We start from the raw sequence: 22,612 nt of genomic DNA, 5'->3' as shown, positions 1-22,612 counted from the left end.
TTCAAGAGAATACGCCATTTTTTTCTTCATCAAAAGCACCTCCGCTAAATTTATTATATAAAATAAATTCAACGGAGGTGCCTCTTTTTTATATTCTCATTCTTGGGGGTCAGTGCCTTTTTTACTATGAATCTATACTAATTTACATGTCTAACATAGGTGATTTTGTCTTTTATAGGTATACTTACAATTTAGATTCAAGAAACCAACTATTTCCACAGTCTTTAAAAGTCCATTTTTTATGGAGTTCGAGAATAAAAGAACCACTACTTTATACTTTTGAATATGAAGATTTTCTCAACAGGAACCCCAAAACTGTGCAATATCATGAGCCAATTTGAGTGATGGATTCTGCTCATTTTTTCTATTTTGACAATAGTTGCTCGTGTTACTCCTACTAAAACTGCCAATCTCAGAAGAAAGATACATTTCCGTTTTCAAAACTAAACAATTTAGAACTTTATATCTACAATATCAGCTTTATTTGCCATTTTTATAAAAAATAATGTTATAGTCTTTACCGCAAAATTTTAGCAAAGAAAGAGATAGTGAGCAAGATATTAGGAGGAATACTTTAACCTTGCCCACTATTCTTAGCGTGTTATCACCTACTTTACAGATTGAATTTAAAATCATTATTATAAAAGCTTTGATAAAAAGTTGTCATTAAGAGAATTTATTCCGAACAATTCTACTTTTTTTGCTAATTAATTACATTACAAATGATAATTTGATAATATTTCGTTTTGCATACTACTTAGAAAAACTGCGGTCCATTCGAACATAGCCACCAAAGTATTAGCAAACAGCAGCTTGAAAACTCTAAGACTTTTGTTAAAGTAAAATTCAATTTCTTCAATGTAATCCCTCCCTACCTTATTAAGATTATATTCTCCTAAAAACAATTTTCAACATTATCAAAGTTTCATAAACATTAAACCATTACAATTTTTAACCGAACTGATTTATCTTGTAATCCCAACTATAAGGTCTAGGATTATCCTCGTCGTCACTACCTAGTTTAGGTGTAATAAAAATAGTTACCCAATTTTCATTAGTATCTGTATAATCGGCTATACTACCTCTACTTTGACTAATAAATGTAGTTGTATTTGTTGAAATATGATTATTACCCACATCAATTGAATCTTTAGTCACAACATATCCTATCTGTTCATAATATTCTGGAACACTATCAGTTATTTCTAGTTTGTTAAAATCATCATATTCCGCTGGCAACTTATATTTGGTAAACAAACTAGTAGTCACATTAGTTGGTAAATTATTTGTTGTACTACCTGAAATTAGATTCATCATTGATCCTCTAGATTCTGCAAACACACTAACATAGAATCCTTTACTAGGAATAACTAAGTCAGAATTTGGATCTACAACGCATTGCCTAATGTAGAGATATCTATCTTTTGGATCAACTGTACCTTTTACCTTATTCGTTACTATGATATTCTGGTGTTCATAGAAATTTTCAGTAGCGATCTTTTGGAAAATCAGATTCGATTGTGTTCCTGTTGTAGTTTGACCATTAATCGCAATTGAAACATCATATTCCTGACTTACATCCAATATTTCTTCAATAGAATACTTAGTATCGGCTTTCCAAGGATGAACAATCTTAACCTCTTCATTAGCCTTAATAATATGCCCCGCTATTCCCAAACCATATTCGTCAAGATTAATTTTAAAACTTTCATCACTGTTAGTTACTGTATTGCCATCTGAATCAAGTAATAGTTTTTTTAGCGAAACAATTGTTGGTTTTACAGAAGGTACTACAAATTCTTTTTCTTTATTGACATTCTTGGAGTCTATATAATTGAACTTAGTTACCCCATTGGTTTTGGCGTAACCATCACTTGACATTACTCCCTCTCCAAGTACTCCTTGATTTGCGTTAATTCTGTAAGTCATTGTTGCATACATGATGTCTTCATCAGGATCATCACTCACTGGTACAGTTAATGTCCCCACATCCCACTTAATTGTATTAGGTGTCTTTGTTGTATCAGCAGTATAAGATCCTTGACTAACCTTTATGTTGGTCGCTCCTTCTGCCAGCTCAAATCCCTCTCCCATTGGATCGGTAACTGTTCCATCTTTAACAGCTGAAAGTATCTCATTTCCTATTTGTGCTAAAGCTCTTTCTAAACCATTTCCATTAACAGAAAAGCACATATTTGGTTTTGAGGCAATTCTTTTTAGTACTTCTGAACCATTGGAAGCCACTAAAGAGGTGGCCTTAGTTGATCCTAACTGACTTGCATAAGGAAGAATTGGGTCATTTTCTTCACTTTCACTTGTTTGCGATGTAGTCTCTAAAAAATTGTTTTTTGCTAAATTGGTTTCAAAATTAGTGGCCGTAGTTGTTTCGCTTAGATTTGATTTAGTTATTTTAGTGTATGTATAAACAACTTTGATAGTCTCCTCACCAAACTTGCCACTTGTAGTTCCTGTAACTGACTTGAATGTGTAACCTGCAAAATCAAGCTTCTCAGTTTCATAAGAATCGATGCCTACTTCACCGGATAATGTCCTAGTATCTAGCACATTTCCAGCTTCATCTTGATACTCAACGTCAACATATCCAATAAAGCTTTCCTCATCAGAGCTATCCATATCAACTCCAATAGTGTATACATCTGTTGCAACAGGACCATTTAATTTCGTGTTTGTTTTTCCTTTCCAAATATTACTTTCAGATATGGCATTATTCCCCATAGAAATATAAGAATTGGGGAACCATAGGTTACCATTACCTAAAAACATTTGACTCCCATTACCAATTCGATTTGACCATACCGCCCACGGATATCTAAAACCTTCTTCAGGTATATTCTCGCTAGTTACATATCTATTGTTAGCAGTATCATTTATCATATAGTCTCGATCTGTATACGGTGCTTCAACTTGATAGCTATAGGTTGGAACTCCGTCTGAAATAAGAACTAATATTCGCCTAGAGGCCACCGCTTGCTCTTCAAGGAGTTGCATGCCCATTCGTATACCTTCCTGAGTATGCGTACCACCTCCATCAGCTTGGATCCCAAAGTCTGGAATAATTCCCCACCAACCGCCATTAATTATCGTTAACAAATCATTCTTTTTTTCATAACTCTCTAAATCTGCTCTTCTTGTCCCTGAGCCCCCAAATGTAACAATTCCTACTCGATTATTGTAACCTTCTTGTAGTACTTGTTCTATAAACTTGGAGGCAGCGCTCTTAGCCTTATCCATTCTTGTTGGTGTAAACCAACCATCATCCTGTGTTCGCATACTATTGGAGTTATCAATTACTAGGACAATATCTGTATCTGGAGGCGGAAATATATTCCTCCCCTCTACTTTGACTGTGACATCCCATTGATTGACCATACCTTCCACTGGTTCAGCTGACTTAGTTACACGGACCTCACCTTGTTGCAAGCCATCACGAATTTCTTCATGTTCTACCGCCGATACACTAGATGGAAAAAGCAGAAAACTTAAACTAATAGCCATTAAAAAAACTGGAAATATCAGTCTTTTTAAGAGGTTTAAATGTCTGTAGTTCATAAAATATTCCCCTCCTTATTCCCTATAATCTATTTAGTCTATTGTCTGTGTTTTCAGTGTATTATCCACCTCAGCTAATTCAGATCCTGTCGGTGGAACACTCCCTCCCCACCAAGCATCACGATAAGCATATTTTGTTGTATGAATTCCTTCAACTTTTATTTCAAAAGTCAATTTAGCCCTATTGTACTCCTCTGATATATTAGCCTTATTCATTTTTACTGTTGAAAATAACGCTGCGGTTTTTTCACCTGTTACCAATTTCTTTTTATAATAGAAATAGCCATCTTTGCCATCTATCCAATCTACCAAATTATAGTCAATTGTTAATATTGGAGTTGCTCCATCTGTTGTTGCACTAAGCACGATTGTAGTACCATCGTCTGCTTCCGCAGTTATGACCGGCAGGGCTAAGACTCGAACAAAACTATCTAAACTACCAGTATTTTTTATTTCCACTTTCTTTTCATACTCTTTATCAGGCTCAAATTCTTTTGGTGGATCAAATTCTTCTTTTATCGTTGTATTTAAGTTACCAATTTGAAAACTATTTTCTTTTTTGTCATGATCCGTCAATGCTGAATACGTTATTTGGATACTATAGGCGAAAATGAATCCTATAAAAATAGTTGTTAATGACGTAAGAAGAAGCTTTCCATTTTTCTTTCTCATTAATTCGCTACTCTCCTTTCTATCATAGTATTTGCCTCTAATCTTCGACAGAAACAATCAATGCTTCTAACATTTGATAAACATCTCCACCCGAATTTACACCCCATGCGCCTGTTATCGCAGGTGTAGCATCATGTGCATCCATAAATATCTTTAGCTTATACAAAGAACCTTTATACTTGTTAGGCAAATTTTTGGACAAAGTAAGACTATCTAATAATGGTGAGCTTTCCTCTCCAGGTTGTAAAATTTCCGAATAGTAAAAGTAACCATTTTCGTAAATCCAATATTTTTGCGCCCCTGCAGGTGGTATCGCTGTTTTAAAATTTGAAGAAAAATTTAAAGTTAAATACTTAAGAGGAGCAGTTGTATCTCTAACTACATTGTCATATTCATATCGATCTGACTCTCCAGAAATGATTGCTTCTGCAGCAATATAGTTATGACCATCCTGGGTAAATGTTCCTGCTGCTGCTACTGCTGGCGCCCAAGTGTCAGTATTGTCGGCATCTACACTAGGCATAACAGTTACTCCTGATTCTTTCAGATTCCCATCGCCAGTTTGATCAGTTACATCTATCTGAAAACTCAAGAAAAATTCATACAATGACAACCTAACAATTGCAGGCGTTTCACCCGTATTAGTCACAGAAACAATTTTAGTAGTATCTTCACCAGGTTGCCATTCATAATTTGGAGTAAACACTTCAGTAATTTCAGCCACCAGACTGGCTCCCTCAAACGTATTCTTTTCTGAATCAGCAGAAACAAACCACGCATATGTACTTAAAAATACAGTGCCTAATGTAGCTATACATATTACTAATTTATTTCGTTGACCAATCCAATTAATAGCCTTTTTACTCCAATTTTTTTTGGCGTAAATTTTCTTTTTTGACATTTTCCGTTCTCCTTTCACTATATTTTGCTGTGAGAAAACAAAAAGTAATATACATATATTTTCTATTTCTTTTTCCTTTTTTCTTTTCCAAACAACAAAACAATTAGTAGTAAAAAAAGACCTAAACATACATATAAAATCGTCTGTCGCCACTCTTCGCCTGTTTGAGGTAGTTTTCCTAAAGGTTTATTATTTTCAATTTCATTTGAATCAGTTGATTTTGTTTTCACTGCATAAAAGTTCCAAACATTTTCCATAACATTTTTCTCAGAAAAATCCTTTTTTGTGTATTCTCCCGAGAGAGAAAAATCTACTTCCATGGCACGACTATCTCCAGCTTTAAAAGTACCTAATTCTAACGCTGTATTTTGTAAATTCTGTGTTAAATTAATACCCGATACAGGCCCTTCATAAACTATCTCATTTTCATAAGTTATTTTCATTTGAATTGCTGTTGATAAATCCAGGCTGCCGGCGATAAGACTAGGCTTTGAAATAAGCATAGTTAAACTATATGGTGTATCTTTTTCCATATTTATCATCGAAATAGTAGTATGCCATTTTTTACCCGGCATAACATCATTTACTTCCACCAAATATTTACCGTTTTTTTTCACAAAAATGCCTTGATCATCCCCTATGACCATCCCCTGGGGAAGTTCCTTTGACTGAGCTTGCGTAGAAGTCGGCCATAAAATTAGAGAAACAATTGCTACAACTAACACGTAGATTATTGTATATTTCCAGTTTTTTCGTTTCATCTACTTCCTCCCAAAGAATTAAAGTAAGGGTAGAGGTTATTACCTCTACCCCCTTCAATCACTTCATTAGTCCCATAACTGTTTTTTCACTTATTAAAATAGACCTTCTAGAGCAGTTTTCAAACTTCCGTTAGTAGCATTCACCCAATCTGAACTGTCTACTGCTTCCGCTGTTGCTTGAATACTTTTACCATTAACTGTTAAATCGAATGACAATTTACTGTATGAATTATCTGCTGCGCTATTCAAGTTAACAGAGTCTAATAATTGCGCTGTTTGAGTTTGAGACGGTACAATTGCTACAAAGTAGAAGTAACCATCCGCTGCATTGTAATACCATTTGTCTGCTGTTGGTGTAGCCGATAAGTTTACAAAGTTCAATTCAACATTTCCTTTTGCATCACTACCCGCTTTAATCTTAGCGGTACCATCTGTTCCAACAGTAAATGTTGGAGCATATGGAGAAAGAGTCCAATCAAATGTAACTTCATTAGTCGTTAAATCTACGTATTTAAGCTCAGGAGTGTGTTGTAGAGTGATTGTTCCATCATCTGCACGATTAATTCCACCTGATTTTGCATAATATTTATCAGTACCATTAGTCCAATAAGCAACATTCTTGTATGTTGTTTCAGAACCAACTGTCGTAGCTTGTTCGCTAACTGCAAACTTATAAGTTCCCGCATACTCACCACTAGCTACTACAAAATCAGCTACTGGAGCAGAAAGTTTACCTGTTACATCAGTCCAAGTACCTGTAACTAATGCTTCTTCACTTAATGGATAAAGATAAATTTGCTCTTTAGTTTTTGCATCAAGTGCTGCCACAGCTGTAGTTGTATCGATTGATATTGCACTAGGATCAACTAGGGTGTTCAAAATTTCGTCAAATGAAACGCGAATCAACGAATCATAGTTCCCAGAGTTCAAAATGGATACATCCTTATTTACATCTTCTCCTGGTTTCCAATCGGTTGGAGGGATAAAGTTTTCGACTACCTCTACATCATTTCCAGCAATCTCTCCCTCAAAATGGTTGGTCTCGCTATCTGCACTTGTAAACCATGCAAATGTACCTGCCAAAACTGCGACAGTTGCAAGTGTGGTTGCAGCTGCTACCCACTTCTTCTTACTCTTAGTTTGTTTCATTTGTGTTTCCTCCTTGAAATTTGTTTATATTAACCCTAATAAAAAGGGAAATACCGTGTGTTATAATTCAAAAATTACAAACGAGATAATATTATTTTCTCTTTCTTCTTTTCTTTTTCTGTTTTTTCTTAGTTGTGGTTTTGCTTGTCAATATATAATTTTGCATGACCCAAACAAATCCCAAAACTGAGACGATAAAAATCACCGAAACAAAAAGATTTTCTCGTATAAAATTCAGTACTCCAGCAATTTTAGGTACCTTCCATGTTACTTTCCCAACCAGAGAATCCGCACTAATTGGCATATCATCTGTTTGGTTGGCATCTCCTCGAGTGACAAAATAGATTCCTTTTTCATTGCCAAATTCTTCCTTAATCTCTACAACTCTATGTGTTAAATAGTTTGTGCTTTTATTAATTGGATTAGTTGAAGGATGATACGTGATAACATCGCCAATTTTGATTTCTTCTTCCGGAGTTTCTTTAATTATTAATAAATCTCCTGCACGAAATCCACCAGACTTAATCTTATCTCCAGGCGAAACCATAGAGTTGGTCAACACTCCAAACATTCGGTAACCCGCCAGTGATTTATCTTGTTGTTGCATAACAGCCATCATCACTGAACCTGCTAGGGCACTTAACATCAAAACATAAAAAAGAATATTCCACAAAAAAATGAAAGCCTTCTTTTTCTTTGAAATTTTAACCGATCGGGTCCTTTTTTTATTTTTTAATCTAGCGTTCCCCTTGTGCTTTCTTTTGAGTTCACTCTTTTTTTTCTTTTTTCTTTTGGAGTTTACTTTTTCTGTATAATCCTTACTTTCCATCAAGTTTCTCCTTAAAATTAAATGTTTAACAAATATCCTCTGGAACGAACCGTTACAATTAGGTCTCTTCTATCTTTCAATTTTTGTCTTAAACGAAAAATCACATTTGAAACTCTGTATACTTTGTTAGATCCAGGTACTCCCCAGAGATTCTCAAATAATTCTTCATAAGTAATTGCTGTATTTGGTCTCTCACAAAGAACAGCTAACACTTGATACTCTGAGCGAGTCAGCCTTATTTCTCTCCCATCACAAAAAACACTTAAGTTCGTCAAATTCAATTCGAACATCGAAACATCTCTTTTTTCTTCTTTAATTTGAGTAGAATACCTCGAGAAGGTGTTTTTTATTGTCAAGGTCAGTTCTTCAGAAGCTTCTTGATGAAAAATCCCATTAACTCCCAATTGAAGAAACACTTTTTTTTCAATGTCAGTACAATTTGAATAGACTATCCAAACAAACGAGCTTGAACATTCCTGATTACTAGCTATAACCCATTCGTAAACTTCCGAGAGTTTTTCTGAAGTTGCTAAATGAATAACAATGCCATCAACTTTATTAATATCCTTTTTATTATTAACTTTAGTTAATTTATAGTTTTCAGCAGGCAAGTACTCAGCATAAATTTCAGATAAATAATTGTCGTCATTTTCAGTAGTAACAAATCCAATTACTCGCATTTTTTTCTCCTGTCATTATAGTTAAAACATATCTCTTTATTTTTTTCTCAATTCTTATACAATCAGGAAATAGCGTGATAACACTACGCTATCATAGACTTTCTAGAGACTTCTGACCATGTTAATGACAGTTTATCCAGAATAAGCAACCACTTGATCAAGGGTTCGGATAACTGCTCGTCGATTCTCCAATAATGAGTCAGTATATGTATCTAATGTTATTTTGATTGGTTGATGGCCAAGGATTTTACTGAGATTGGCAATATTAATACCATGTTCACCGTGTAACAAACGTACGGCGAAGCAAATGGAAATTCATTCCAATAAACAACATCACTACATCTTGTAAATCGCTTATGACCATAACTTTTTTGCATTCTAATGAATGAGCTGTAGATTAATAAGCAGTGAAGTCTTAAAAAAATTTTGCTCAGTATCTACTATTCCAATTTTCATAGTTTCTTCTCCAATCATTTTTATGCCCACTGAAACACCTCTATTTCCGAATTTCAGTCTAAATATTTTATTAATGTTTAAATAAATTTATTTTCAATCTTTCTTCATTCTAAACAAAAAAATACTGAATTTATTTTTTTTAGTACTATAAGTCTTTTTTATTTTTCTCAGATGTTCTTAGGTTATTACATACATAGTGTTCTATACTCAACTTTATTTTTTTAATTAAACACATTAAGAAAAAATAGCATTCTAATAGTAAGTAATAAATATGATTATTATCCCCCTTTTTTTGATTAAAGGTACACAAAAAGCACACACACCTGTAAAATAGAAGTGACTAACCAAAAATACAGAGGAGAGTGCTTTTACGTTTAAAGTTTATACCATCGATCAAACAATTTTACTATTAGAACTGGAGCAGTTTTTTCAAGAATCGAATGTCTCACTTTTGCGATCAATAACTTGGTCGGAGCAATGTCGCTAAAACTTTTCATTACAAAATGATGTTGAAAGTTTTTATATACACGTACCCCAACAAGTCCTTTAAGGTAGAAAGACTGAATTTCTCTTAGAGGATAGCTATCGTATGTGGTGGTTAACCAACCACGATCAAATCAGCTATCGCATCATAAGTCAGTTCAGCAGGCGTGGAAAACAAGGAACGATGATTGATGTTGGTTTGATCCTCATGTTCCTAAATCTAGGGAAATTAGGGCAGTACAAGGAAAGAAATAAACGGAAAGAAAAAAAGCCTGATTTTCACATTGATCATGAAAATCAGACTTGTTTTCTTTTTGAGAGTGGCTTTTATCCCTCTCTTTTTATATGATTTATCTTGAATAAACACCTAATAATTTACCAGAGATTAGTCCTGACAATGAACTTAAACAAGATAAAAAATTCTTTATTTTGTCTTTTACACACTCTTTCAATATTTAAAGTTCTTTATACGCTGGATTTCAAATTTTCAAAATAACTTTCATATTTCTTAGAAAAATCTTCCATATCCAACGTTTTCCATATACAGAATGCTTGCTCAATCTTTTCCTCGCCTATTTCTATATTCCCTGAAAGATAAAAAAATATTCCTTCAAAATACAGACACATATTCTTGCTATACATATCTCTGACTTCCAGATTATCTTTTAGTTTAGTAAGATAGTACCATTCATTTGATACATCACGATTTTCAATACACATTAATATGGTGTTGATCAGTATCTTATTGTAATACGAGTTGTAGCCTTTCGATGACGTATACAATTTTTTTGTTTTTAATAGCCTGTTAACTATAGTAAATAAAGTTTCCATAGATATCTGATCCATTAGAGAAATAAAAATTTTCACTTCTGAACTAGTCCAGTCTTCAATTCTCATTAGCCTTTTAATCAATTTTTCGGCTTGATGTCTTGTAGAAAAAATATTTGATAACCGCATGATAAATATCTCTACAACATCAACATAGAGTTCACTTATTTTATTTTTCCTTTTAAGAAGCATGGTTTTTGTTTGTTCCAATCCTTCTATATCATTTGTATGATATAGTTCCGTAATATTAAACCATAATTTGTTTTCCCAACTTTCAGTGTACCCCCTATGGATATACATAAATTCATCAAAAGTTACATCTAATGTTTGAAGTATTTTCAGAAATACTTCAATTGTAGGCAAGCTAACATCACGTTCAATTCTACTATAATAACTTGACGTAACGATTCCAGTACAAACGTCTTTTTGCGTCAAACCTTTTCCGTGTCTTATTTTTTTTATTGTCAAGCCATACATTGTACATTTCTCCATTCTTAAATGAGTTCAAATAAACAATAAAAATAACAATCATACAACAAAATCTATGTTAAACTCAGCACTCCTTCAGAATCCCCTCTAGTTTACGACTTTTTAATTATTAAGCAAGTATTGTATCTACTATTTGCATAATATCACTGAAACTTAATATTTTTTACATTTCACCACTTGTTTTAAGTATCTTCCTCTGAGATTGTCATTTTCCAAAATCTATATTGTCACTTACTTCAATCAGTAAACGACAACAGTTACGGTTTGAGAAAGTGTCACTTATTATTTCGGGAACTTTCACCTTAGTTTTTATTTTAAACAACTTTTGAGAAAATAATTATGTTTAGTACTATAAGTCTTTTTTAACTTTGTAGATAATTTATATACTTATTAAATTCTAAATTACATATGTAAATTCAAGAGAATGCTTTCAAAAAAGTTGAAATTCGTTTTATTTCGATGTTTTACGAATTTAATATCCATTTCCAAAAAGTATTTAATAATTTAATTAATATTAAAAATGAATAACAATGAATCCATCATTCCTTCTTAAAATCCTCGTTTTTGTTAAACAATATTTTTCACTTAAAAATGACTTTCGCACCTCCTTCAGATAGGAAGCAGCTAGAATAAAATTTCCCTATACAAAAAGTGGACTTATAAGAATTCAGTTTTTCTACTGTTTTCACACGTCCATTTTGCATGTCTATTCAATTTAAATGGAGAAAACATTTTATGCCCTTCATTTAGACAACTTTACTTATCAGTTTTGGCATTTCTTTCTTCAGATAGTCTTCAGCAAATTCTTCATCACTCAACCAGGCATCGATAGCCTTTTTTTCTATTATGACTGGCATTCGCTTGTGAATCTGCTCTACAGAATCATTGGCAGCTGTCGTTAAGATAATGCTGCGTTGACCATCATCAAATTTTTTATAAGATCCAGCCAAATACAACAACTCTGATCCACCTTCAGTAAATAGGAATTTTTCTTTCTGGCCGTTCCACTCGTAAAATCCACTTGTTGGGAACACACACCGATCTTTTTGAATGCAGCTGAAAACATCTTTTTTTCGGCTACTGTTTCTGACCTAGCCTTAATTATCAGTTGAGATCCCTTAAAGCCTTTGAAGCCCCACTTCATTGACTGATAGTCAATTTCATCTGAAGATTGATCCCTTGTAATCAATGGTACTACGTTTGACAGATAAATTTCTCCTGTGGCAGCCTTCATATTTTTTCGTTCAACTTCTCGAATAATCTCTTTGATTGCTTCAATTTCATCGTCAAGAAAATACCTTCCGCACATAGAAAAACCTCCTTGATAGTCTTTCCTATATTCTATCAAGAAGGTATGCTAAATGTAAAAGAGGGAGTTTGCTATTTCTTTATTGGGATTACATCTTTAAAGTACATTGTTTTACATAAAAGAGTGTATAAAAAGGATTTTTTACCTTTACTCTAAACTAAAACCATCTTCAGCCACCGCTATCTTGTAGTCTTTCGTAGGTGCTTCTTCTTCAGAAAATGAGTTACAAAACTGGACTTTAAATATATATCAAAAAACACCTACTCAGTATTTAAGTAGGTGCTTTTATTCATTATGGACACATTATAATCACATTCATGATTATAAACTAAAGTCGATATCTCCATAGTTTACACATTGGCCTTTGACATGGATTCCAGAAGAAACTCCATATTTTATTGTAATCGGCGCTGCTTCATAATTAGTGATTGTCAATTTTGTAGTTCCATGTATATACCAAGGGTCAGGGTTTACATTTTCTTCCAAAGAAAAATTCCATGTAAATCCGTTACTGTAAAAGTATTTAGTCTCAACGGTTTGAGGTTGATTTCGAAAACCTACTTCTTTGCGAACTATTATACTTTGATTGTTTGGTGAATCTACCTTCACTTTCAAAGTATATTTTGAACAAAAGTTTTCATCATAAAATGCCCCCAAATTCAGCTGAACAGAATCCCCTGACTTCAATGTTTGTTCATAAACTAATGGGCTTAGAAGTGGCTGTATACTACTTGCTCCACCATTTTCTGTCACCTGTGCTTCTGCTTGATAGCCAGCTCCTAAAAATAAGCTACTTACTACTAATGCTACTCCAAATATCCATTTTTTCATTTTTTTCTTCCTTTCCAAATGTTTTTTTTTACAATTATATCATATCACTTTTGATATAAATGTAAATAGTTAAAAACAAATAAAAATAAAAAACAATCTATTAGATTTCTTTTTCAAAAATTTTATATATGTTACTTTAGTTATTGATCATAATTCTCATGTTTTCATTTGGTTATTTCCAAAATCATGCCAATGGTTCTGATTTCAATTTCTTATACGTGAAATGAGATTCTTGAATCAAGTGACCAGGGCATATCTCTTTCGAAATTAATTCCATCGCCGGTCCAACATACCCGATTAAGCGTTCATGAACATATCCAGAATTTCTCTTTAACAAAATCGCTATTTGATTTATATCAATGATTACATCTTTTTCTACATAATACAGATCAATTATCTTTATAATATCCCCTAAAAATTCATCATCGCGAAAGCTACTAGGTCTTTTTCTTGATTTCAACCACTCTTCATAATGATTTTGTTCTTCTTTGTATCCTTTTTCTCTTTGAATACTTTTATACTCAACAATGATTTGATTCACTTCACGACTATCCCTGGTACTCATAGGCAAGTCAACCTTGAGGAATTCACTCATTCTTTCTTTTAGCAAATTAGGAAAAGTTATCTGCTCACTATATAAACTAATAGCATCAGATATAAACGGTTGAAATCCTTCACCACGACTCACTTTTAACAAGATATCATCCAAATGCCTATCAATTTTCTGAATACCCTCACGCACGTTTCTGGCTATTTTTTCGGGGATATTCGTGTGCTCTGAAAAGTGCTTCAAACTAAGACCAATAATCTCCTTCGTTTTTTTTGATCTTAAGAGGAACTGATACTTCACCTCTCGTCCGCAAGCACAGAATAAATGATTTTCTTCAGGAATTTTTGCTACTTGATAACAGTCACTTTCTTCATAATCGTAAAACTCCCAACAATTATCTTTTGTGGAAATATCATTTAGAAACATCGACTGAATATCTTTCTTTTTAGGGTGTACCACGATTTTTTGAACTTTTTGAGTATACGTAAAATGGATAGCTGCATCTTTAGGAAGAATCCCTAGAGCAGCTATCCATTTCACATGACTATTTCAATTTTTCAGCTTTTATTATGACAACTCTAAATCTTCATAAGATATATTATGAGAAGAAAAAATATAAATAAGACTAAAAATACCAGAGATAAATAGTGTTACAATTCCGAACAGTGATACTCCTAATTCTTCCCCTAACAAGCTGATCCAATCATTTGATTCTATTCCTATGACACCCATGATTGTCAATAAATAGAGACAAGCAGAATAGAAGTAATACCTCAAACAGAAAGTAAACATTTTTAATACATTTTCTTCTTGTCTAAAGGATTTTGTTCGCCGAGATAACAACATCCACCATAGAACTAGGAATATGCCTACTCCTCCCGCTGCCGAATTAACCAATAGAACGATTCCCCACAGAGACGCCATCCCATTCTCTACAAACGACTGAAACAACTCATTTATCCCAGGTATATGCTGAAGGATATTTCCTTTGAAAAGTGAGTAACCTATCCCCATGTAAAACATCAATAGTATGAAACAATACTAATCCACAACTAATCGATATGCCTCATCTTTTATAATTACCCAAATCTTTGTAAACATTTCCTTCTCTCCTTTTTCATGTGCATCTTACTTGATAGTAAACCTTTCATCAGCAATCGCCCAGTCTCTGAAGTCTTCTACACTTCTGCTCGTTTTATCTGGCAAAGCACACTCATTACAAATATAGATATCTCCATCATCGGGACTCAAAACTGATGTAGCTGCTAAGACTTTCTCCCCTGGCAGATTTGTTTCTCCACACCGAGGACAAAGTAATCGAGAAACAAAAAAATCATATTGACGATTTTCTATTTCATAAACATTACTATGCGTCCATAACTTTAAAATTACACGATCCAATTCTGAATTATTTTTTTCAAACATCTTTTCCTCCTATTGATTGTTTAGATAAAAGAGTGTTAAAAAAAGAAGGCTGATCAGCCTTCCTTCACTAATATCATGCAAAAATGACTTGTATATAAAATTCTCTAGTTACATTCACATACCAACTGATAAATACAGTAATGCGAATAATTACTATCTTTGAATTGCTGTCATATCTAAATATTTTCCCATGCATATCTTATTTTCATGGAAGATACTTTATCATTAAATCCTTCTAAAAATGGAATAGTCGTTGGACCAACATAGGTGTAATTTCTATCATTATAATTATCATCATCCCACATCCGAACTTTATATCCTTCTGGAACTCTTATTCCTGATATTTTGTCATTTCCAAATGGTAAATCTCTTTTTTTGTAATCACCTCTAGCCAATGGCTTAGAAGGCTTACGAAATTCACTATCTTCATATACAACAGGAGAGATTGGATCATATTTCATTTCCTCAACAATAATTGAAGAAGTTTTATTGTCAAATTGGTAAGAGGATAAATTCAATATTTCACTAGCCTCAATAGTGGAATAATTAAGTGTGGAATTTCTTTCTACTGGATTTTCAACATCATAACGATTTTCAATTGACCGTGTTCTTCCTTTAAAATCATTATTTTCAGTCAAGATTACTCTAAATCCTTTAGGTATACTTAATGAACTTATAGTATCATTTCCAACAGACTTGCCATCATAATTCTTAATAATCTTACGGTAATTGAATTTATCTTTTTTATCTACATATTCCTCTTCGTACATTCCTGTTTTTAGATCAATTGAGTTTCCTGACAAATTAGTATCTTCATAAATAGTTGCAGTTTCTTCTGCGTTTACTTGTAGTGTTCCCATAAACAATGTTAACACCCCTACAAATCCTAAACTAAACAATATCTTTTTCAAAAAAAACACTCCCTTACATTAAGATAGTTAATTATAACTCTAAATTATTGTAAATTCTATAGGAAAATTAATTTCTTAAAATGTTAACCTTACCGTGAATTTTAGGCACTGCTTCCCTTCACACCTTTAACAATCCTTTTTGAGAATTTATTTCACTACTCAAAATCGTATAAACAAATTATAAAACGATTGTTATTATTTGCTATAATTGAAAAGGGAGGTGATTACATGACTAAGATTAGCCTAACAAAATTGGTTGAAGCTAGCAATGCAAAAGAGTATCAAGAGCGGCTTAAAATCGCTATTGACGAATTACAGTCTTCCAATCTTAAAGTTGAAATTCAGCACTCTATGAGTCGTGCTCAAAAAGGTGTTGGATATATGTATTCGGCAATTGTGATAGGAAGATTGGCTTAAAATTTTATTTTGAAACACTAAAGTAGTAGAGTATGACACCTAATAATTTTTGTTAGGTGCTGTCTCTACTATCCTTTTTGAGAATTACTAATCTTGGCTAATTGATTCTTTAAATGTAAATTTACCCTCTGAATATTCAAATTTTAAAATACAACAATTAGTAAATTTTATAGTTCTAATTTGCTCTTGAGAGAGCCATTTTTGAATAAATCGATACATAGACCCACCATGACTAACACATAGAACATTATCATGATATTCTTTTTCCATAATCTCAATAAGAGTAGCATTCATTCTGCTTTGTACTTGTTCGCTAGATTCTCCACCATAATCTACAAAAAAGTCTCCATACGAGGTTTCTCCTTCTCTTATTTTTGGATTCAATTTCTCACTTTCACTCTCGAATAAACCGAAGTTCCATTCTTTTATACCTTTTAAACGTATAACACTTTTGTAGTCACATACTATTTCTGCAGTATCAACAGCCCTCTCCTGTGTCGACGAGTACGCGTAATCAAACATTACGTCATTATCCAGAAAATATTTCCTAGCAATCTGAGCTTGATTTATTCCTTGTTCAGTTAAAGGCGAGTCACATGCTCCTTGGATTTTACCAAGTAAATTAAATAGTGTTTGTCCATGTCTCATTAAATATAGTGTTTTCATACTCGTTACACCTATCCTTCATTTAAAATTTATGTTTCTGTTATTACTTTTTTTAGAAGTCGAACTATTTTCGTCATCAGGAATTTTTTCATTCACTTTTAGAAAAAATATCCTGGTAGATTCATGACTGCTGCCGGAGAATTTTCTCTATGGTTCCGAACAATCATTTATTTTGAATACAGTTTACTAATAAGAACTCTTTTGCAGAAAGACAGATAACAACTTGTTTTCTACATCTATTTTTTGAACAACAACCCAACAGCCATCGTATTCGAAGTCGTAAATCACGTGAAAACCAAGGACTTCATGAAAGATAACCGGTTGTTTATAAATCTCTTCTTTAATTGACACATCATAATACTTACTCCCGTTTGTTATCTCAATATCGAATCCTGATACATCCATTCAAATTCCTCCTGACTAGTTTACTTGTAGCATTGACAATCATACTTCTATACTCTACTATTAATTCAAATTAATCCCGTTCTCTTCAACAAACTTTTTTTGGCTATCTCAGTTTTGAGGGAACTTTTTTCTTTTCTCAAAAACGTCCGTTTCTGAGAACTTTTACCCAGAGTTATTAATCAGAAAAGCTCGAAATGAGCTTAGAATCGTTCTCTCACAAACGTAAATTTATGATATTTAGATTTTGCTGTAAGTTTTGAGTGTTATTCTAGCTGCTTTCTTATTTTATAGATTGTAGGACGGGACACTCCCGTTTCTTCTGAAATCCTTTTTATTGGACTCCCACCCTCTAGCATTTCAAGAATTTTAAAATACGTTATTCGCTTTTGCGGATCTTTTGCATCGTGAGTGTATGTTGTCGGTCTGCCCTTGTACACACCTTTCTTCTTAGCAATTTCAATTCCTTGCCGCTGCCTCTCCAGTATTTCTTTTCTTTCATTTTCTGCTTGATATTTATATATCTCTAAAATCAGATTTGTTAAAAGCCGCTTTAGATTTTCGTCCTGTACATCATTGAAGGAAGGTAAATTCAAAATATCTACGGTCACACCTTTGTTTGTTAGATAATCTAGGGTCTCTGTCAGTTCTTTGTTGTTTCTCCCTAGCCTGGCAATTTCTTTTACTATTACAGTATCTCCCTCACGTGTGTATTCCAGCATTTTATTAAATTCTGGCCGCTCAGTATCTTTTCCACTCAGCTTATCCATAAAAATTTTATCAACATTCAATTTCTGAAACGTTTCTTTTTGCCTTGCTTCATTTTGATCTTTTGCAGAAACTCGAATATACCCAATTCTACTCATTTTTATCCCTCATTTTAAAACCATTTAATTTACACTTAAATTTTACATTAAAAATACTGATTTATCAATGTGGGTAAAAGTAAATTTTAAGTATACCCATAATTTACACTACTGGCAGATTATTAGTGTAGCAATTAAAACATACTTACAGGTAGACTAACATAACTTTTAATAGGATAATCAGTAAAACTTTGCTTTATCCATCTGAGTAATGTATATTGTATATAAAGCAATAAAATGTATACTGTAGTTAGAGGAAACAAAGACTTTGTTGTTATTTTCAATGATACAAAAATAGAGAGTTTTTCGTCAAAAGAAGAAGCAGTTCAATATGCTCATACTAAAACTAGACAAAATATCTAAATTGTAGCCGCATTCTTTATTTTAGTATGTAAATTCATAAAAAAATTGTCTTTTATTTGAGAAGTTAAACAGAAATTTACTGCGATTTTTGAACTTTATTACTTTGAATGGCATTCATCAAGGATCTGTTCATTCTTATATTTTATAATAGTTCGATATCCTTTGTTACTGAAATAACTTGTATCTCTCCTAAATCAAACTGTTCCTTTTCTCGATACCATTTTCTATATGCAATTTCTGGCTCTTTCTATTTTTTTGAGATTGCTAGTACAAAACCTTTACCCCAAGCCCCAAGATTATTGCATATATGAGCAATGATTTTATTCCCTGAAGCTATGGGTTTTATCGTGTATCTCCACAAGGAGTAGTTACAGAAACTGACTCCTCTGGAAATCCATACTAAACTAATTACAAATATATATAAATTTATGCAAGCTATCCCAGTTTTGGGGTAGCTTTTTGATGTTCCCTTTCAAACTCTTCTTTACTAACTCTTTTGAGAATATGACAACTAATGAACAGCGTTTCCTTCTATCCTTTGCCAATTTTTACCATCAAAAATAAATTTCATATCAAACTGAGTATTACAATTTCTTCCCCAATAATCCATAGTAATTGTATTTCCTTCAAAATATATCACTGCTAGATCAAAGGGAAAACCATCAATCGAATCTTTGTTTTCAAAATATTCTTGTACTTGATTATCCAAATCTGGAACAGCCATGCATATTGTTTCAAACCATTTTATCAACTCATTAAACTTTACACGTTGAATAGGCTCTAAATAAATCACTATATCATGTTTCTCAGAAATAGTGATTTCGTTATCTACTTTCATATCCAGTAAGCTCACTTTAGAAATAAAATCAGCAGCCTTATATCTATTCTTTTCTATCAATCCTATCAGCCCCTCATTGTTTTTTTTAGATAAATGCTTTATAACATGTTTTCACAAAAATGGAGTACTGTTTCCCAGCTTCTAAATAAGCAGTCATTACAAGCTAACCTTTCCCCTCATATTTATTCCCCTAATTTCCTTAAACATAAAAGCACGCTTTTTTTGATTGGGTTTAGGTACTTTAATCATACAAATTTGTGTGCTTTTTATGTACTCCTAAATCAAAAAAATGGAACAACAATCAGATTTTCTTCTGATTATTGTCCTACTATTACTGAGCTCCATTAAGTACTCTCTGAAGTGCTTTATTTATAGCGTCGGCATCATCTGGATGTTCTAACTGTAAACTGTTAGACTCTGATATTGCAGCTGCGAGACTTGTTTGAACAGACTGTTTCACTTGGGGATCTTCAATAGAATTTATATAGTCGATTTGTCTTTGCCGAGCATCTTTTATAACATTGTAATAATATTCTTCTAAATTGTTATTACTTTCTTCACTCTGTTGTACAGGTGTAGACTCTTTATCAATGTAACTTGATTGTTGATTGATGACGATACATCATTTATTTCAGAAGTAGAACTAAAAGTTGTTTTTTGAGCTGAACTGGATGTTCTTGTTGATGACTCTGATTCTTTAATGCTGGTACTAGATTCTTCCGAAATTGTAACGTTTCCTCTAGTACAACCTACTAACAGAAATGAGTAAAACTGGTGCCAAAAATTTTTTCATTTTACATTTGCCTCCTTTTTAAAATTTCTTTTTGAGTAAAAATACAAAATTCATTTGTAAAATAAACGAGTGCTGATAGTAATCTTTTCAACATAATCAAATTGTCAACATTTCCCCTTCATTTTTTGCTATCCTTTTTTTGAGAATGTGCTTCTATACTTCTTCTATTTATTTATTTTATTCTACTTCGCTTATCGTTGAAAAGTCTACCTTTTTTGTACCCCTGATCAATTTCTCCTTTGTCTCATCTTTTCTCACACCCGTCACAAGCTTTAGCATTTTCACCTTTTTTTATCTCTCCTGCTCCTTTTTGAAATGCACATTGGTCTCTGCATTACCATACTTCCTTATTTTTCTGTGCTGTACCTAATTCCATTTTTAAATAACTGGGTTGTACTTATTACAATGCCTACACTTGCTAAAATGAGAATATCCTGTTTTCTTATACTTTTTTCACTTTTAACAGCTTCCTAAAAAAATTCATCTACACCTCAGCTTCATAAGCTTCGTTTTGCTCAACAGTCCCCTTTCAAAGCCATGACTATTCACTAGATAAATAAACAAAAAAAGGCATGAGTTATTCTCATACCTTTTTGTTTATTCTTAAAAAAATACTTTATCAATTTAGCAACAATTAATCTATCCAGTTAATAGGAATCCATGCATTTCCATGGAAATTAACTGTTCTTCCATTGTTAACAGCCCAAGAAAATGATAGATATTTTGCATCTGGAGAAATGTTTTCCCATTTCAGCAAGCTATCTTGTTCAGTAAACAACTCGTCATCACTATTAGATTCAAGTGCATTGTACTCAATTTTCTTATCTCCAAATTGTTCCGATTTAATTATGGGACTGTACATTTCGTAACTCGTTGTTCCCCTTTTCAGCGTTACAGTTTGCAGTAATCCACTAGTGCTTACATCAATTTCAGTCAAATTTGTTAGGTTGGATAACTCAGAAATATCATATAGTGCTAACATATCTGGTTTAGCATCTACACCGGCAGCCTCACTGTCTGAATAACCGTTACTATAAATTCTAAGATTTTCTAACGCTGCTAAATTTTTAAGGTCTTTCAAATTTGTGTTATCACCATACTCTATCCAAATCGATTTCAAATTAACCAAATTTTTTATTGGAGATAATTCTTGTATCTCCTCAATAAACTCTCCCTGCAAAATTTCCAAGTTTTCAGCATATTCCAAACCGTTCAGGTATGGTTCTTCCCAATCCGAGTCAACCTCTGTCACCATATCCATATATTCCATTGGAACAACACCATATTGATCAAAAACATATTCAAAATCATTCAAACGATTATATTGTTCCGTTTGAGAAAGATTGTCGGAAATCTCCCAGTACAAATTATCCCGTACATCTTTTGATGGTGCTTGAACAAAATTTTGTCCCCCAGCTGCTTTTGCAACTAAAGGTACCATTGACAATCCGACTACTGAAGCAACAACAAATGTAACTATTTTCTTTTTTTTCATTTTTAAAAACCCCTTTCCATGTTATTTTATCAAAAATTAAATCACTATTCAATAACTTTTTAATAAAAAATAAATATTATCTTTTCCATTTTTGTCTAAAAAACCAACTTTTAAACTAGTTATACTTACAGCAAAAAATCTCCTATACCTTAAAATTACATAAAACAGATAAGCGTAAAAACCATATTCATTCTTTCAAAAGTTACTACTGTTTTTCCTAATATCTTCGGATACTGTGTGATTATAATCGCATACGTCTTTTCATAGAAACTCTTCTGGCAAAAATATTTTATTATTTTTCAACGTTAAGTGTCACAAAAAACCAAAGAATATTTTATTCATACCATTGTTATTCGTTATTAAAAAACTATTCCAAATAAGCATATAATTAAACTCTGATACTTATCTGCCGGTACTCACTATTGCGTCTCTTTTTGAGGTGGCTTGCGTACAAGCGACATGCTTTACCTACTTCAGCTCGTTGACGATTACAGTAGCGTTATAACCGATGTAGATATTGGTTTTAAGTCCCGTTTCAGCATCAATATACTCTAACCGCCCTTCGCCATAACTAATATCAAATTTCCCTTTTTCTTCATAAATAATTGAGCCGTCTGCATTATAAACCAATATCTCTCGATTTAATCCATCATTTAATGACGACTGCATATTCTTCTGCCAGCGTTTTCCACCTGCTGTACCAAAAATAATAAAAAGAACTAATGCACCTACTAATACCACTGAAATGCCTACTCCAATAAAAAGATTTTTCTTTTCCTTCATTTACTCCGCCTTCTTTCTATCTGTTTTTAAATAACTTTAACCCTGAAGTCATCTTACCAACTACTTAAAATATCTATCTCAACGTTCAATAGCTTCACATTGATTATTACTTAGTTTCCCACTGGATTAAACGAATTTCAAATTC

General features: G+C 32.8%; 21 protein-coding genes and 1 pseudogene. 1 reads left to right on the top strand and 21 read right to left on the bottom strand.

The features are described from left to right. Positions 1–951: 951 nt before the first annotated feature. The 15 genes and pseudogenes from ACPWSO_RS17110 to ACPWSO_RS17040 all read right to left on the bottom strand — a co-directional run bounded on the left by ACPWSO_RS17110 (position 952) and on the right by ACPWSO_RS17040 (position 15,844). Positions 952–3,570 (bottom strand): VWA domain-containing protein, encoded by a 2,619-nt coding sequence (locus ACPWSO_RS17110; RefSeq protein WP_426084786.1) that lies wholly within the window; start codon positions 3,568–3,570, stop codon positions 952–954. A 33-nt stretch (positions 3,571–3,603) separates the two neighbouring features. Then, entirely contained in the window at positions 3,604–4,242 is a 639-nt protein-coding gene (locus tag ACPWSO_RS17105; RefSeq protein WP_426084785.1) for a hypothetical protein, read from the bottom strand. Positions 4,243–4,279: 37 nt separating this feature from the next. Further along, entirely contained in the window at positions 4,280–5,143 is an 864-nt protein-coding gene (locus ACPWSO_RS17100; protein WP_426084784.1) for a BsaA family SipW-dependent biofilm matrix protein, read from the bottom strand. Positions 5,144–5,205: 62 nt separating this feature from the next. Further along, positions 5,206–5,904 carry a hypothetical protein gene (locus ACPWSO_RS17095; RefSeq protein ID WP_426084783.1) on the bottom strand — a complete coding sequence of 233 codons (699 nt, stop codon included), beginning with the start codon at positions 5,902–5,904 and terminating at the stop codon, positions 5,206–5,208. Positions 5,905–5,997: 93 nt separating this feature from the next. Continuing rightward, on the bottom strand, positions 5,998–7,053 hold the full coding sequence (locus ACPWSO_RS17090; RefSeq protein WP_426084782.1) for a BsaA family SipW-dependent biofilm matrix protein: 1,056 nt from the start codon (positions 7,051–7,053) through the stop codon (positions 5,998–6,000). Positions 7,054–7,144: 91 nt separating this feature from the next. Continuing rightward, positions 7,145–7,882 carry a signal peptidase I gene (locus ACPWSO_RS17085; RefSeq protein WP_426084781.1) on the bottom strand — a complete coding sequence of 246 codons (738 nt, stop codon included), beginning with the start codon at positions 7,880–7,882 and terminating at the stop codon, positions 7,145–7,147. Between the two features lie 17 nt (positions 7,883–7,899). Further along, positions 7,900–8,562, bottom strand: coding sequence for a winged helix-turn-helix domain-containing protein (locus ACPWSO_RS17080; protein ID WP_426084780.1), 663 nt, complete (start codon positions 8,560–8,562; stop codon positions 7,900–7,902). 1,404 nt (positions 8,563–9,966) lie between these two features. Next, positions 9,967–10,806 (bottom strand): helix-turn-helix domain-containing protein, encoded by an 840-nt coding sequence (locus ACPWSO_RS17075; RefSeq protein ID WP_426084779.1) that lies wholly within the window; start codon positions 10,804–10,806, stop codon positions 9,967–9,969. A 758-nt stretch (positions 10,807–11,564) separates the two neighbouring features. Further along, positions 11,565–11,852 (bottom strand): SOS response-associated peptidase family protein, encoded by a 288-nt coding sequence (locus ACPWSO_RS17070; RefSeq protein ID WP_426084778.1) that lies wholly within the window; start codon positions 11,850–11,852, stop codon positions 11,565–11,567. A 95-nt stretch (positions 11,853–11,947) separates the two neighbouring features. After that, positions 11,948–12,127 (bottom strand): annotated as a pseudogene (locus ACPWSO_RS17065) (hypothetical protein); the annotation flags it as partial. A gap of 321 nt (positions 12,128–12,448) precedes the next feature. Further along, entirely contained in the window at positions 12,449–12,958 is a 510-nt protein-coding gene (locus tag ACPWSO_RS17060; RefSeq protein ID WP_426084777.1) for a hypothetical protein, read from the bottom strand. Positions 12,959–13,142: 184 nt separating this feature from the next. Continuing rightward, positions 13,143–14,048 (bottom strand): hypothetical protein, encoded by a 906-nt coding sequence (locus ACPWSO_RS17055; protein ID WP_426084776.1) that lies wholly within the window; start codon positions 14,046–14,048, stop codon positions 13,143–13,145. Positions 14,049–14,075: 27 nt separating this feature from the next. After that, positions 14,076–14,522: a hypothetical protein gene (locus tag ACPWSO_RS17050; RefSeq protein ID WP_426084775.1), complete on the bottom strand. Its 447-nt coding sequence runs from the start codon at positions 14,520–14,522 to the stop codon at positions 14,076–14,078. Between the two features lie 114 nt (positions 14,523–14,636). Further along, on the bottom strand, positions 14,637–14,933 hold the full coding sequence (locus tag ACPWSO_RS17045) for a hypothetical protein (protein WP_426084774.1): 297 nt from the start codon (positions 14,931–14,933) through the stop codon (positions 14,637–14,639). Between the two features lie 176 nt (positions 14,934–15,109). Beyond that, a complete protein-coding gene (locus ACPWSO_RS17040) occupies positions 15,110–15,844 on the bottom strand; it encodes a hypothetical protein (RefSeq protein WP_426084773.1) in 735 nt (244 codons plus the stop codon). A gap of 228 nt (positions 15,845–16,072) precedes the next feature. Here ACPWSO_RS17040 and ACPWSO_RS17035 point away from each other — a divergent pair, with 228 nt between their 5' ends. After that, entirely contained in the window at positions 16,073–16,261 is a 189-nt protein-coding gene (locus ACPWSO_RS17035) for a hypothetical protein (protein WP_426084772.1), read from the top strand. An 87-nt stretch (positions 16,262–16,348) separates the two neighbouring features. On the opposite strand, the gene ACPWSO_RS17030 is transcribed toward ACPWSO_RS17035, so the two are convergent. The 6 genes from ACPWSO_RS17030 to ACPWSO_RS17005 form a co-directional block, all read right to left on the bottom strand. Then, positions 16,349–16,927 (bottom strand): histidine phosphatase family protein, encoded by a 579-nt coding sequence (locus tag ACPWSO_RS17030; protein ID WP_426084771.1) that lies wholly within the window; start codon positions 16,925–16,927, stop codon positions 16,349–16,351. 186 nt (positions 16,928–17,113) lie between these two features. Then, positions 17,114–17,332 (bottom strand): hypothetical protein, encoded by a 219-nt coding sequence (locus tag ACPWSO_RS17025; RefSeq protein ID WP_426084770.1) that lies wholly within the window; start codon positions 17,330–17,332, stop codon positions 17,114–17,116. Positions 17,333–17,595: 263 nt separating this feature from the next. Further along, complete coding sequence (locus tag ACPWSO_RS17020) at positions 17,596–18,195, bottom strand: recombinase family protein (RefSeq protein WP_426084769.1); 600 nt, start codon at positions 18,193–18,195, stop codon at positions 17,596–17,598. Positions 18,196–19,069: 874 nt separating this feature from the next. Then, positions 19,070–19,456 (bottom strand): hypothetical protein, encoded by a 387-nt coding sequence (locus ACPWSO_RS17015; RefSeq protein ID WP_426084768.1) that lies wholly within the window; start codon positions 19,454–19,456, stop codon positions 19,070–19,072. Between the two features lie 1,367 nt (positions 19,457–20,823). Next, complete coding sequence (locus tag ACPWSO_RS17010; RefSeq protein ID WP_426084767.1) at positions 20,824–21,684, bottom strand: hypothetical protein; 861 nt, start codon at positions 21,682–21,684, stop codon at positions 20,824–20,826. A 468-nt stretch (positions 21,685–22,152) separates the two neighbouring features. Further along, complete coding sequence (locus tag ACPWSO_RS17005) at positions 22,153–22,467, bottom strand: hypothetical protein (RefSeq protein WP_426084766.1); 315 nt, start codon at positions 22,465–22,467, stop codon at positions 22,153–22,155. Positions 22,468–22,612 lie beyond the last annotated feature (145 nt).

The sequence above is a fragment of the Enterococcus sp. LJL51 genome, from assembly GCF_049894025.1.
Taxonomy (GTDB): Bacteria; Bacillota; Bacilli; order Lactobacillales; family Enterococcaceae; genus Enterococcus_L.
The sequence above is the reverse complement of the archived record's forward strand: the minus strand, read 5'-3'. Positions and strand labels throughout refer to the sequence as shown.